This window comes from Micrococcus sp. HOU01 (assembly GCF_035609305.1).
Lineage (GTDB): Bacteria > Actinomycetota > Actinomycetes > Actinomycetales > Micrococcaceae > Micrococcus > Micrococcus luteus.
Window position 1 is genome coordinate 15,592 of sequence record NZ_CP141211.1, and the last position, 12,536, is coordinate 28,127.

The following is a 12,536-nucleotide window of genomic DNA, read 5'->3' on the forward strand; positions in this document are numbered from 1 at the left end:
GCTATAGCGGTCGTTTGTGGCGGGCGTCCGGGATGCGACGGGGCGGCGTCTGTGACTTGCGGCGATAAGTGTCGTGGTTCCCGCGTCGATTATCGTCCGATGAGGAGTGCTTCTTGGGCGGCGTCGACGGCCTCGGGGATGAGGTGCGTCTGATTGTTGATGTCGAGTATGCGGTTGATCTGGGTGACGAGTCTGTCGGCGAGACGGAAGTTTCCGTTGGTGGCGCGGACGATTGCGGCGAGAGCTGCGGTGTGTGCGAGACCGGAGTCGTCTGGGTCGGGGTCCGGGAGACGCTGCGCGACGACGGCCGTGAGCTCGTCGCTTCGTAGCGCCCGGTATTCGTGGGCGAAGCCGATGCGGCTGTAGAGCTGGGGGTAGCGGGCGAGGCGTTTCTCGATGCCGGGCATGCCGATGAGGATGACGCCCATCCGGTGGCGGTCGTAGAAGTCGCGGACTTGTTCGAGGCCGGCGGTTTTGAGTCGGTCGGCTTCGTCGATGATGAGCAGTTCGGTGTTCCCACTGTGTTGGGACTCGGCGTGCACGAAAGGATCAACGTGCCCGTGCTGGGCATAGTCGATGGCCCAGGAGACGTGCTGGCATGCCCGGGGCAGGCCTTGATCGATCTGTTTGATGGTCGCGGCGACGGTGGGTGTGAAGAACGCCGTGCGGCTTCGTTGCACGGCTTCGGGCACGGGTGGCAGTGGGCCTTTGCTGCGGGAGAGTGGGTACCACTGCTCCCACTCGTCGGCGCCGGCGTAGTTGCGTGCGGAGCGTGTCTTGCCGACGCCGGGTGGTCCGTAGCAGAGGCCGATGTAGCGGTGTGATCGGACGGTGTCCGCGAACTCTGTGAACCGTCGGTGCTCACGGGTAGTCACGAATGCGTCCAAGGTGTCCGTGTGAGGCGGAGGCGCATCGGTGAATTCGTCGAAATGGCCGTTGAGGAATCGGCGTCCATCGTCGTCAGGCGTGAAGAGAAGAGACTTGGGCGTGCTGTCTGGATCAGTCACTGGCATAGGTCCTCAATCCGTGTCGCGCGGGAGGTGTCGCGAGCTGGTCAGGTGTGCTGGCGAGCATCGTTGGAATCTCGGTTTGGTGGCGCGTGTCTTCGGGGAGGGAACCCGCGTGAGTGGTGAGTTCGCGGAGTTGCTGTTTCAGAGCGCGACGTCGCGCGTTTCTCGCAGTTTGTAGGTCCGCGAAGGAGACAGTCTCGGATGAGCGTTCGGGGGCGATTGCGCGGCAGAGGAATGTGTTTTCGTGAAAGATTCGTATCTCCCCGAGGTCGCGGGGGTCGTACCGCACCGTGACGTCTTCCCCGACGTACGCAGCGAGGACCGGGGAGATGTATCGGGTCGATGCGAAACGGATCCCGTCGCGTTGCACACGGCGGGTTGTCGCTGCGGTGAGTAGAAGCAGATCGATGTCTTCCGGGCGGGCGGGTGTTCGAGGGATGAAGCTGTCGCTGCGCCATCGCTCGTGCGGGGCACCGCCCGTCGACGAGTGGATGCGTTCGTTGTATTCGTCGACGATGAATCGCTCGAGAACGTCATCGAGCTGGTGCAAGGTCAACGTGGGTTCGTTGATGGGTGATCCGCCGGTGCCGTGCGGGATGAAGCCGGGCAGGTGCGGCAGCAGCTCGGTCGTGATCGTTCGGTAGAACCGTTCGATCTTGCCGCGTCCCTGTGGGACGCCGATCCGTGAGTGGATCAGGCGCACGTGAACATCGAGGCAGACGTGTTCGATCCTGGTCGAGGTGAAGTCGGATCCGTGATCGCTGTAGAGGATGTCTGGGAGGCCCGACACTACCCACTTCGGGTTTCGTTTCCGAGCAATGGCCTGGTGGAACGCCAGTGCGGAGTGTTCGGCTGTGGGTGCTGAGACGCTGACCGCGTAGCCTGCGATGGCTCGTGAGTAGTTGTCGAGCACGATCGTGAGCCAGGGACGGACGGGCTGCTGCCGGTCATCGAGGATCATCACATCGAGCAGAGTGTGGTCCATCTGCCACTGTTCATTCGGCGCGGAGGTCGTGCGGCGGTAGACCAGCTCGAACTTGTCTCGGTAGGCCGCGTCCCCGCCGTCCGCGAGAGCAGTCAGGCCCGGGTCGAGCGCGTGCACGATTTCGCGGACCGTGGTGTATCCCGGGGTGGATAGTCCTCGGTCTCTGGCGATGTCACCGACGCGGCGGTGGATAAATGCGATCGTCGGCGCGGGACGCCGCACAGCAAGCGCCTCAATCGCCTTCACCAGCTCGGCGTTGACGCGCGTCGAACCCTTATCGCTGCGAGGTGCCCGCGAGAGCTGCCCCATTTCCATCCGGGCTGCCCAGCGTTGCAGGGTCCGTACTGCAACGCCGGAGTGTTCCGCAATGCGCGTCCACGGCACCCCGTCCTGGTGTTGGCGCACAAGCTCGGCTTTCTGCCGGTCGCTGAGGTGCGCCATGATTCCTCGTCAGGCCCGCTCGACGTGCTCGGCCAGGTGCCGGTAGATCGTGGGCCGGGATACCCCGAACGTGTCGGCAATCTCTTGGACGGTGTGGCCGCCCTCGTCGTACATCGCTCGGGCCTGCCGGATCTTCGTCGGCGTCATCTTGAACTTCGGGCCGCCCTTCCGGCCCCGTGCGCGGGCGGCCGCGAGGCCGTCGTGGGTGCGTTCGACGATGAGGTCGTGTTCGAACTCCGCGATCGCGGCGAGCATGTGGAAGAACAGGCGGCCTCCCGGCGTCGTCGTGTCGATGCCCTGCGAGAGCGCTTTCAAGCCAACCCCGCGCTGTTGCAGTTCGTCCGCGACCTGTTTGAGGTTTTTCACCGAACGGCCGAGCCGGTCAAGTTTCGTCACGACGAGCGAGTCCCCCTCGCGCAGATACCCGAGGGCTTCCGTGAGCGCCGGCCTCTTCGCCAGGGTGCCGGATGCGTGCTCGACGAAAATCTTGTCGCAGCCCGCAGCATTGAGCGCATCCGTTTGGCCGTCCAGGTTCTGGTCTCGGGTCGAGACGCGTGCGTAACCGATCGTGGCCATGCCTCAGTGTAACGCGAACGCCGCTTGTTTTACATAGATTGCTGACACGGGTCGTGAGACACGACTCGCCGACCTAATCGACGAGGCTGCCGACTGACTCATGAACGGTCGATCATGTTACTATACTAACCTGTTTGTATAGTAAAGCGGAAGCGAGGGGTCGGATAGATGAGAAGCGATACTGCGTCGAAGCGACGTTGGTGGTTGTTGTTGACGGTAGGTGCAGGTTTGCTCCTCATCACGCTGGACAACTCGATTTTGTACACCGCGCTCCCGACGCTGACCGAGGAGCTGGGGGCTTCGGGGTCGGCCTCATTGTGGATTATCAACGCCTACCCGGTGGTGATGGCGGGTCTGTTGCTGGGGGCGGGGACGCTGGGTGATCGAATCGGCCACCGCAGAATGTTCGTGGTGGGGCTGTTGATCTTCGGCCTGGCATCGTTGGCTGCAGCGTTCTCGGTGAGCCCGGGGATGCTGATCGCCTCGCGTGCGCTGCTGGCCGTGGGTGCTGCAGCGATGATGCCGGCGACGCTCGCATTGATCCGGTTGTCGTTCAATGACGTGAAAGAGCGGAACATTGCGATCGCGATCTGGGGAAGTCTCTCAGTTGTCGGAGCCTCGCTCGGTCCGATCCTAGGCGGGTTGCTGTTGGAGCGGTTCTGGTGGGGATCGGTGTTCCTGATCAACGTTCCGGTTGTGGTCTCCGCGCTCATCGGGACCGCGCTCGTCGCGCCGCGTAATGACGCTGATCCCTCCAAGAAGTGGGACCTGCTGTCCTCCATCCAGGCGATGGTGGGCCTTGTGGGCACGGTGCTCTTTATCAAGGAGCTCGCCCATGTCCCGCAGAACTGGCCACTGATTGCAGGTGCTGCAGTGGCTGCCGTGGTCGGGTTCGTGCTGTTCGTGCGCCGTCAGCGTCGGATGAGTGAACCGCTTTTGGAGTTCTCGATTTTCCGCAACAAGGCTTTCACTGGAGGCGTCCTGGCGGCTGCGTTCGCAATGTTCACGATCGCCGGCGCGCAGCTCATCACAACCCAGCGCTTCCAACTCGTGGAAGGGTTCAGCCCCTTGCAAGCGGGTCTTTTGGTTGCAGCAATCGCCCTCGGTGCTCTGCCCTCGGGGTTACTCGGGGCTGCGTTCCTAGACACGCTCGGCCTGCGACTCATCATCTCCGGCGGCCTCGGCGTTGGAGCCCTCGGACTGCTGCTGTCGATCACCGCGGTAGCAACAGACACCTTCGCCTTGCTCGTGGCCGGATTCGTCGTCACCGGGCTCGGCCTGGGTGGAGCGTTCTCGGTCGCTTCCTCCGCGATCATGGGCAATGCCCACCCGCGCAAAGCTGGCATGGCTGCCTCCGTCGAGGAGGTGTCTTACGAAATGGGGTCGCTCTCGGCCGTCGCCGTGCTGGGCAGCCTGCTGACGTTTGTGTACGCCTTCACCGTTCAACTCCCCAATGGTTCCCCGGATGCAGCCCGGGAGAGCCTGGCAGACGCACTCGCCGTCGCTGACGGAAACTCCGAGGTGATTGCTGCCGCGAACACTGCATTCGACACCGCCTACCTGGTAACGATGATCGTTCTGGGTGTCGTGTTAGCGGTTGGCGCGGGAGTTACCAATCGGCTTCTGCGTGCCTACGGACGCAATAGCCAGGCCATGGAGTTTGCGGAGAACCACTGAGAATCGTTCTCGCTAGAGAGGGGCAAGGTGCGAGAGAGCAAGCGGACCGTAATTTTGGACGCCGCGGTCAATGTCATCGAATCTGACGGGATTACCGCCGTCACGTTTGACTCCGTCGCGGCAGCAGCTGGCATCACCCGTGGAGGGATCATCTACCACTTCCCTTCCCGGGGGGAGTTGATCGCGGCCATTCACGAGCACATGGCATGCCGCTGGGAGAGCCAGCTCGAAGCTGCCTGCGGTAAGCCGGCCGACGAGACCACCGCGTTCGAACGACTCACCGCCTACATCCGCATGGCGGCGACACCAGCCACTCGAGCAGAAGTGCAGATGATTCTTGATAGTCATCACACTGAGAACCAGGACGCTTGGGATCGCGTTCTCCAACGCTGGGCGCCACGACCGCAACCGACAGATGATCCCGCATATGCCCTGGCGCTTTTGGCCGCCGATGGGCTCTGGGTCACCGACGTACTTGGAAGCACTAGCATCGCTCCTGAGCAACGCCGCGAAAGCGTCGAACGCATCATCGACCTCATACGAGATATCGAACGCATCGCGTCATAGACCACACCAGCCGGGCAGCCAACGAGACGGGAGGAACCGGCGCGCGTCTCCGGCGCGCTGTGCTTCCAGCCATTCTGTTGGCCGGTGACCGGTATAACGCGCGTCTCGGGACGAGGCACGGGGCCCCTCACCGGATGCAGAGCGACGCGAGAACCGCGACATTTAGCGCCGCAAGTCACAGGACGGCCGCCTGGCCGGGGCGATCATGGTGGTCACCCACTCGATCTGGGACGCGGACCTCGCGGGGCCGTTCATCATTGACCTCTTCACCGATCCCGCCGCGCGCGGGAAGGGGGTCGGGCGCGCCCTGGTGCAGCACGCCGTCGACGTCTGCTCCGCCGCCGGCGACCCCGTCCTGAGTCTGCGCTTCGGCGAGGGCACCTCCGAGGCGGCCCTGGGGATCTACCAGAAACTTGGATTCCAGCCCGTCGATTAGGCAGATTCGGTCGTTTGCGTCGTCCCGAAGACGCGCCAGTGGGCGAAGCCAGTTGGGCCATCCGCTGCAACTCAGCCAGATGCCCAGCCAATGCGCCTGCACCCTGCTTGGTCACCGAGGGCCAGGCGCGGGGATGGCCCTAGAGTGAGCCCATGTCGCGCCCTTTCCCGCCTTCTGCCCGCCCGGGCCCGGTCGAGCCCCGCACCGCTGGCGGCTCACCCGCCTCCGCTAGGCCTGCGTGGATGGGTCCGGCGACACGCACTGCGATCCCCTCCCTCCTGGCGATGTTGGCCCTCCTCGGGGCATTGCAGACCCTCGTCCTCAACCCGCTGGCCGCAGCACCCGCAGACCGTAGCCTCACCCAGATCTATGCTGACTTGGCCCCGCAGGTCAGCGTGTTCGAGCTGGCGGCCTTCCCCGCGCTCGTTTTCTTCGCAGGAATCGGCGGCGCCCTCGTGCTGGGTCGCCTGGCCCGGCGCCGGCCACGGATCGACCCTCTGATGCTCCTGACCATGGGCCTGGGATTGCTTACCGCCGCGGCCCCTGCCTACTGGGTGGCCTCCTTCGGTATGGGATTGGGCCTGGCCGACACCTACATGATCTCCGGGGGCGACCACAGCCCGTGGGCGTGGCCGATCCACCTTGCCAGTACGGCAGCAGCCCTCGGGCTGCTGGTCTGCCTCATCGCACGGTCACGCGGCCTCCGCCATCCCCGCTAAGGCGGAGTCGTTCCCTTGACCCCGGCGCTCTGCAACTGACTCGACAGATTCGGTCGTTTGTGACCAGGAGGATCCCCGCCGCATCCGTGGACACCAAACGAATCCCTCCCACGTCCACACCGCCTGCCCTGCCCGCGCCTGGCGCGGCCGCATCCTCGGGCCCCTGCGCCCCGGAAAGCACCGTTCCCTCATCAACGACCGTCGACGAACCACCCGCTGATGACCTCCACGTCCACCCCCGCCGGCAGAACCGGTGCGCCGCCCGAGACAATCTCCGCACAGGCCCAGTAGAGGGCCCAGTAGTCGCCCGGGACCTCTCCCGAACTGTCGGCTCGGCCGTCCACGAAATAGCGGTGCCGCCAGGGCCCATGCTCAGCAGTCCGACCCCGGAGGATGACCCTGGGGCCGACCAGTCGTTGCACGGCCTCGTCGATGGCCAAGAGAAGGTCCTCGGAACCGGCGTCGCAAGCGTCGCACCCGCAGTCCGGATGGAGGGCGTAGAAACTCTCCACCTCGCCCGCAGACAGTGCGACCGCAGGAACGGGCCCGTCCATCTCGAGAACCCACATCGGCACCGCACCAGAGCGGCCCGCCGGCGGATCAATGCGCAAAACGCGGTCGACGGGCCGAGGACGCGCATCAGAGGGCCAGCCCTCTGGCCGGACCTCCCGGATGTTCTCTTCGAACACCGTGGCCCCCGCTTCCTGGAGCACATCCGCCCACAGACGGGCCCTTGCCGGGACGATCCGGTACCGCTGCGGCTCGGTGACCGTGGAGTACTCCTCGCCGCGTCGCTCTCGGTGGGCCTGCGGGTCCGGCCAGGAAGGAAGGCCCAGGGCCTCATAGCGTCGGGCAACCTCGCCGCGCATCATGTGCAGGTTCTCCATGGACCGAGCGTAGGGGCCAGGGCGCTGAAGCAGCAGATAACCGGAGAGCACACCACCCCGTCAGGACCGCACCCGGCCGAATCCATCATGTAGGTCGCAGACTCCTTGCCTCGTCTCCTCCTAGGAGCATTCACGCCAGCTCAAACGGTCGTTTGTGGCGAGGGACCCCGCCATGCGCCGTGCGCGCCACATCCGACCCTGTCCGCCCGCCACATGACTCGCCACAACCGACCCGCCAGAGCGGCAGCCGCCCGTACGTTTCTGGCGGGCCCTGGGGCGCGCGGGAGCGCCCACCGGGACACCCAGATTTCACGCCGACCGGATCCCGCCTGATATGCGAAGAGTTCACCGCGCGTCGTGTGAACTCTTCGCTGCATCTCGACAATGGCACCTGAACGGCACTCCTGCGGTGCCGTCTCCGGCGCACTTCCCGCCCCCGTGTTGTCGAGATGCAGCGAAGATTTCACAGACGCGCATCTATGTTTCATAGAACAGCGCACACCTCGCCTCTTGACGGAGCGTGATGTGACCAGCAATGAACTTGTTGCCATCGTGCGACTACGCGCCGTGAGGGCCAGGGGACGCACGCGGGCCTCCTGAGTGGGCGCGTCGATTGAAGCGTCGGAACAGCAGGGGGGCGCCCCCTGCCGCGTGGTGGGGCCGAGCCATCGCCCGACCCCGCCGCGAGGCACGAGTCACGCCGCGTGGGGCTCGTCGGAACGCAGTTGCCCGGCCAGTGCCAGGACGCCGGCCAAGGCCAGCGGGACCATCCCCGCGGCCACGAACAGTGCTCCTGGGGCGACGGTGGCGGAGACCGCCCCCACGAGCCCGACGGACAGCGGCATGAACGCGATCGAAACGAAGAAGTCCAGGCTCGCCACCCGTCCGAGCATGTCCAAGGGCACGTGCGCCTGGAGGACGGTCCCCCAGATCACCATGCCCACTCCGATGCCGGCCCCGTAGAGCATCAGACCGGCCCCGATGATCCAGGGGTTCAGCGTCCAAGCAGGCAGGGCCAGCGGGACACATGCCAGAGCCCAGACTCCCACCATTACGGGCAGGAAGCGCCGCGGCGCCTCCATGCCGCCAGCAATCAGCGAGCCGACCAGCCCGCCGACGCCCAGCGCCGCCAGCACCGCCCCGTAGACCGCGGCACCGTTCTCGTGGCCGTCGCGCAGCAGCGCCGGCAGCAGCACCTCGAGGACGCCGGTCGTCACCAGGCCCATGACGGCGGCGAACAGGACGCTGCTCCTCACCCAGCGCGTCCGGAGGACGTACGTGAATCCCTCGGCCAGGTCCCGGAACGGGTGCTGAGGCGCCGCATTCGTATCTGGGGGGCCCACCGCAGGCAGGCGGGCGGCCAGCACCGCGCCGGCCGCGAGCGAAAGGGCAATGAGCAGCCCGCCCGCAGGAGGTGTCGTCGCACCGATGACCGCCCCGGTCAGGGCTGGTGCCAGGGCCTGACCGACGACGGGCCGCGTCGCCCCCTCGAGGCCGTTCACGGCCATCAGCTGCTCCTCCTCGACGAGCAGCGGCACCAACGCCGTGTAGGCCGGGAAGAAGAACGCCGTCGATGCCCCGACGATCAGTGCTGACAATCCCAGGAGCCAGTACTGAGCGGCCCCCATCGTGGCGAGGCCGGAGACGACACCGGCCGCCACCGCATTGACGACCAGGACGGCCACCAGGATCCCCTTCTTCGACAGGCGATCGGCGACGACGCCGGCCGGCAGTGAGGCAGCCAGCAGGCCGACGCCGCTCCACATGACGACGCCGGCCAGCGTCGGCGGATCAGCTCCGAGCTCCAGCACTTGCATGGCCAGGTACAGGTTCCAGGCACCCTGGCCGAAGATGGCCAGCACCATCGCCAGGAACAGCGGCCGATACCGGGGGGAGGACAGAGGTGCCAGTGCGGTGATCGAGGTCAACGGGTCACCCCCTCGGTGCTCAGCTCGAGACGCGGCCAGTCGGTCAGGTCTCGGAGCATCTGGCGGTCGTGAGTGGCCACCACCACGGCCGCCCGGGTCTCCCGGATGGCGTCCGTGAGCTCGTCCACCAGCGCGGCGGAGAGGTGGTTGGTCGGCTCGTCGAGCATCAACAGGTCCGGCTGTTCAGCCAGGCACAGCGCCAGGTGGAGCCTTCGCTGCTGCCCCTGAGACATCCGCCCAACGGGCGTGTCCAGGCTCCGCGGTTCTAGCAGGCCCAATGACCCGAGTGACGGCACACCGTTGTTCCTCGCCATCAGACCGTTGCGGTGCAGGTGCGCCTCGAACGCCTGCCGCGCCGTGTGTCGCGGGTTCCATGCGGGCACTTCCTGGGCGAGCAGCGCGATCTTCGCGCCCGTGTGCCGCAGGATGCGGCCGGCAGTGGGCTCGAGGATGCCGGCGAGGACCTGGAGCAACGTGGACTTGCCGGCGCCGTTCGGGCCGGTGAGCAGCAGGCGATCCCCGCCGTGGAGCTCGACGGAGGCCGGCCCGTGGAGGCGGCCGGCCAGGCCGACCCCCTCCGCACTGAGCAGTGGCCGGCCTGCCCTGGTCGTCGAGGCCGGCCACGTCAGGGACCGGGGCGGGTCCGGCACGGTGATCTCATGCGCCGCCAGATCCCGCATCCTGCGGTTGAAGGTTTGGACCACGCCGCCGGCGCGAGTGGCCCGCTGGTGCTTGCCCGTCCCCTTGTCCGGACGCCACCGGTCCTGGAGACGTCCGCGGGCGGCCTCGGCCGCGATGGTGAGGGCGGCGTGTTCGGCCAGCTGCTGCTCATGCTCCTGTTCCCAGGCGGCCCGCTCGGCACGCCGCCCCTTCTCCCAGGCCTCATAGCCTCCGGTGTACTGCCGGGGGCGACCGTCACGAGTGGGATCCAGGTCGAGGAAGACGTCGGCGACGTCCTTCATCAGTGCGCGGTCATGGGTGACCACGGCGAACCCCCCAGCGTGCTCCCTCAGTGCCCGTGTCAGGTACTCCAGGGCCCCGGCGTCGAGATGGTTGGTGGGCTCGTCCAGCAAGAGCAGGTCCACCGCAGAGCCCAGGACGACGGCCAGCCGGACGCGGTACCGCTGTCCGACGGACAGTGCCCGCAGCGGACAAGCCCGATCCGTGCAGGCGGACAGGCCGTGCAACGCGAGGTCGATGCGCCGCTCGGCGTCCCAGGCGTCGAGGGCGGTGGCCGTCTCCAGCGCTCGGGCGTAGGCGTCATCGGCTCCAGGCCTGCCCTCTGCCATGGCGAGGGTGGCCTCCTCGAGGCGGTCCAGGACACGGAGGGACTCGCCGATGGAGTCGTGGACGAGGTCACCGACCGTGCGGTCGTCGTCCACGTCGAGGTCCTGTTCGACGAGGGCGACCGTCCCTGCGCGGGTCACGGTGCCGGAGTCCGGCATCAGGGTGCCGGCGAGCACATGCAGCAGCGTGGTCTTGCCGCGGCCGTTCTCACCGACGACGGCCAACCGGGATCCGGCGGAGACCGTGACGTCCACGTCGTTCAGCACGGTTCGATCGCCCAGGGTGAGGGTGATGCTCTCGGCTCGGATGTGGGCGGCGCTGCCTGCAGGCAGGGCAGGGGTGTTCAGAGGGGTCAGGGTCATCGTGGTCTCTCAGCTCGTCATGGAGCCGGGCAGCATGAGAAAGCCGCCCGGCAGGGTGCCAGGACGGCGAGCGGGTTTCGTCAGGAGTTGTCCGCCGCCGTCAGCGGGCGGAGCGGAGCTTCATCGACGCGATGCCTCTGTACATGGACTCGACGATATCAAACGCGGCAGAGGAGTCCCGGATCGCCACAGACCTGTATGTCGAGCTATCGAGCGTCCCGGGGAGGCAGAGACTGGAAAACTGACGAGCGAGACAGTCATGGTTTGGCCTCTGCGGCCCCGTCAGAGGTCTGCGGCTCGATAGAAGGCCGGGACTGCTGCACGGATAGGTGACAGGGTGGGTCAGGCTGCCTGAGCGGCCGGTGCGGTCATGATGGTCTCGTATTCAACGGGAGTCAATCGGCCCAGGGCTGTCTGCCTGCGCCGGCGGTGGTAGGTCCGCTCAATCCAGGTGACGATCGCGATCCGCAGCTCCTGGCGAGTGGCCCAGGTGCGACGGTCCAGGACGTTCTTCTGCAGCAGCGCGAAGAAGCTCTCCATGGCCGCGTTGTCACCGGCGGCACCGACCTTGCCCATCGAACCGACCATGTCGTGGTGGTGCAGGGCGCGGACGAATTTCCTGGACCGAAATTGCGATCCGCGGTCTGTGTGCAGAATACAGCCGGCCACCTCGGTGCGTCTGGCCACGGCATTGTTTAGCGCATTCACGGCCAGGCGCGACTTCATCCGGTCGCTGATCGAGTAGCCCACGATCCGGTTGGAGTACACGTCCTTGACCGCGCACAGGTAGAGCTTGCCTTGACCGGTGCGGTGTTCGGTGATGTCGGCCAACCAGAGTTCGTTCGGGGCGTCGGCGGTGAAATCGCGTTTCACCAGATCGTCGTGGACCGGTGGGCCCGGCTTCTTGCCGTTCTTGCCGCGCTTCTTGCCGAACGCGCTCCACCAGCCGTTGGCCGAGCACACCCGCCACATCGTCCGGTCACACGCGGCGTGGCCGGCGTCTCGGGCCGCATCGGCCAGGAACCGGTAGCCGAACTCGGGGTCGTCGCGATGGGCGTCGAACAACGCGTTGGCCAGGTACGCCTCGGCCAGTTCGGCGTCGGTGACCGGGGTGGCGAGCCAGCGGTAGTAGGGCTGGCGGGCGAGCTTGAGGACCCGGCACGTCACCGTGACGGGGATCCCGTCGGCGGCCAGCTCACGGACGAGCGGGTATTTCATTTTCCCGGCAGGTGCGCCTGGGACAGATAGGCCGCCGCCCGGCGCAGAACCTCGTTCTCCTGCTCCAGCAGCCGGATGCGCTTCTTGGCCTCCCGGAGCTCGGCGTGCTCGGCGGCGCTCGTTCCGGGTGTGGAGCCCTCTTCCACGTCCGCCCGGCGCATCCAGTTGCGCAGGCAGGACTCGGCAATGCCGAAGTCCGCGGCGATCTGCTTGATGGTCTGGCCAGGTTCACGATCGCGGACGACGCGCACGACGTCGTCGCGGAACTCCTGGGGATAGTGCTTGGGCACGGTGTTCATCCTTCCAGCAACGCCTCACAGCGTCACAGATCAGATGTCACCTATCCGTGCAGCAGTCCCGCCCTCGCAAGCCTCTTGAAGCCTCAGCCTTGCCCATATGCGACCGTTTCACGAAAAGTTCTAGGACTGTCCACGTGCCACCGT

Annotated in this window: 11 protein-coding genes; 4 read left to right on the forward strand and 7 right to left on the reverse strand. The window is 66.3% G+C overall.

What is annotated here, in order from left to right; genetic code table 11:
- Positions 1–89 precede the first annotated feature (89 nt).
- The 3 genes from SOY78_RS00075 to SOY78_RS00085 are packed head-to-tail and all read right to left on the reverse strand — an operon-like array spanning position 90 to position 3,012.
- The gene (locus tag SOY78_RS00075; protein ID WP_081091228.1) at positions 90–1,013 is read right to left on the reverse strand and encodes an AAA family ATPase; all 924 of its coding nucleotides are present in this window, start codon (positions 1,011–1,013) and stop codon (positions 90–92) included.
- Positions 1,000–2,436, reverse strand: a complete 1,437-nt coding sequence (locus SOY78_RS00080; protein WP_324701622.1) for a Mu transposase C-terminal domain-containing protein — start codon at positions 2,434–2,436, stop codon at positions 1,000–1,002. The genes SOY78_RS00075 and SOY78_RS00080 overlap by 14 nt, the downstream gene beginning before the upstream one ends.
- Positions 2,437–2,445: 9 nt before the next feature.
- The gene (locus tag SOY78_RS00085) at positions 2,446–3,012 is read right to left on the reverse strand and encodes a recombinase family protein (protein WP_060774481.1); all 567 of its coding nucleotides are present in this window, start codon (positions 3,010–3,012) and stop codon (positions 2,446–2,448) included.
- A 168-nt stretch (positions 3,013–3,180) separates the two neighbouring features.
- Here SOY78_RS00085 and SOY78_RS00090 point away from each other — a divergent pair, with 168 nt between their 5' ends.
- From SOY78_RS00090 to SOY78_RS00105, 4 genes are all read left to right on the forward strand, one after another.
- On the forward strand, positions 3,181–4,689 hold the full coding sequence (locus SOY78_RS00090; protein WP_043278978.1) for an MFS transporter: 1,509 nt from the start codon (positions 3,181–3,183) through the stop codon (positions 4,687–4,689).
- A gap of 27 nt (positions 4,690–4,716) precedes the next feature.
- On the forward strand, positions 4,717–5,256 hold the full coding sequence (locus SOY78_RS00095) for a TetR/AcrR family transcriptional regulator (RefSeq protein ID WP_060774480.1): 540 nt from the start codon (positions 4,717–4,719) through the stop codon (positions 5,254–5,256).
- Between the two features lie 205 nt (positions 5,257–5,461).
- The gene (locus SOY78_RS00100; protein WP_324701623.1) at positions 5,462–5,692 is read left to right on the forward strand and encodes a GNAT family N-acetyltransferase; all 231 of its coding nucleotides are present in this window, start codon (positions 5,462–5,464) and stop codon (positions 5,690–5,692) included.
- A 284-nt stretch (positions 5,693–5,976) separates the two neighbouring features.
- The gene (locus SOY78_RS00105) at positions 5,977–6,411 is read left to right on the forward strand and encodes a hypothetical protein (protein WP_144826740.1); all 435 of its coding nucleotides are present in this window, start codon (positions 5,977–5,979) and stop codon (positions 6,409–6,411) included.
- Positions 6,412–6,602: 191 nt separating this feature from the next.
- Here the strand turns inward: SOY78_RS00105 and SOY78_RS00110 are convergent, their stop codons facing one another.
- The 4 genes from SOY78_RS00110 to SOY78_RS00125 all read right to left on the reverse strand — a co-directional run bounded on the left by SOY78_RS00110 (position 6,603) and on the right by SOY78_RS00125 (position 12,383).
- On the reverse strand, positions 6,603–7,298 hold the full coding sequence (locus tag SOY78_RS00110) for a DUF6226 family protein (protein ID WP_127435496.1): 696 nt from the start codon (positions 7,296–7,298) through the stop codon (positions 6,603–6,605).
- 695 nt (positions 7,299–7,993) lie between these two features.
- Positions 7,994–9,226 carry an MFS transporter gene (locus SOY78_RS00115; RefSeq protein WP_065573238.1) on the reverse strand — a complete coding sequence of 411 codons (1,233 nt, stop codon included), beginning with the start codon at positions 9,224–9,226 and terminating at the stop codon, positions 7,994–7,996.
- The gene (locus SOY78_RS00120; protein ID WP_069941851.1) at positions 9,223–10,875 is read right to left on the reverse strand and encodes an ABC-F family ATP-binding cassette domain-containing protein; all 1,653 of its coding nucleotides are present in this window, start codon (positions 10,873–10,875) and stop codon (positions 9,223–9,225) included. The genes SOY78_RS00115 and SOY78_RS00120 overlap by 4 nt, the downstream gene beginning before the upstream one ends.
- 342 nt (positions 10,876–11,217) lie before the next feature.
- A protein-coding gene (locus SOY78_RS00125) for an IS3 family transposase (RefSeq protein WP_127435183.1) occupies positions 11,218–12,383 on the reverse strand; the annotation gives its coding sequence in 2 pieces (ribosomal slippage) (positions 11,218–12,096 and positions 12,099–12,383; 1,164 coding nt in all).
- Between the last annotated feature and the right edge of the window lie 153 nt (positions 12,384–12,536).